The organism is Shinella sumterensis (genome assembly GCF_004514425.2).
GTDB classification, from domain to species: domain Bacteria; phylum Pseudomonadota; class Alphaproteobacteria; order Rhizobiales; family Rhizobiaceae; genus Shinella; species Shinella sumterensis.
In genome coordinates, this window is record NZ_MYFN02000050.1 from 1 (window position 1) to 919 (window position 919).

Sequence of the window (919 nt, forward strand, 5' to 3'; positions counted from 1 at the left end):
GTAAACGGCGGCCGTAACTATAACGGTCCTAAGGTAGCGAAATTCCTTGTCGGGTAAGTTCCGACCTGCACGAATGGCGTAATGATGGCCAGGCTGTCTCCACCCGAGACTCAGTGAAATTGAACTCGCTGTGAAGATGCAGTGTACCCGCGGCAAGACGGAAAGACCCCGTGAACCTTTACTATAGCTTGACACTGAACATTGAGCCTTGATGTGTAGAATAGGTGGGAGGCTTTGAAGCGTGGACGCCAGTCTGCGTGGAGCCAACCTTGAAATACCACCCTTTAATGTTTGATGTTCTAACGTTGGCCCCTTACCGGGGTTGCGGACAGTGTCTGGTGGGTAGTTTGACTGGGGCGGTCTCCTCCCAAAGCGTAACGGAGGAGCACGAAGGTTAGCTAATCCTGGTCGGACATCAGGAGGTTAGTGCAATGGCATAAGCTAGCTTGACTGCGAGCGTGACGGCGCGAGCAGGTGCGAAAGCAGGTCATAGTGATCCGGTGGTTCTGAATGGAAGGGCCATCGCTCAACGGATAAAAGGTACTCCGGGGATAACAGGCTGATACCGCCCAAGAGTTCATATCGACGGCGGTGTTTGGCACCTCGATGTCGGCTCATCACATCCTGGGGCTGAAGTAGGTCCCAAGGGTATGGCTGTTCGCCATTTAAAGTGGTGCGCGAGCTGGGTTTAGAACGTCGTGAGACAGTTCGGTCCCTATCTGCCGTGGGCGCTGGAGAATTGAGGGGGGCTGCTCCTAGTACGAGAGGACCGGAGTGGACGCATCACTGGTGTTCGGGTTGTCATGCCAATGGCACTGCCCGGTAGCTAAATGCGGAAGAGATAAGTGCTGAAAGCATCTAAGCACGAAACTTGCCCCGAGATGAGTTCTCCCTGAGACTWTAAGTCTCCTGAAGGAAC

General features: G+C 54.0%; 1 rRNA gene. It reads left to right on the forward strand.

Features of this window, described 5'->3' with window-relative positions:
* A 23S ribosomal RNA gene (locus tag B5M41_RS26770) occupies positions 1–919 on the forward strand; the annotation flags it as partial.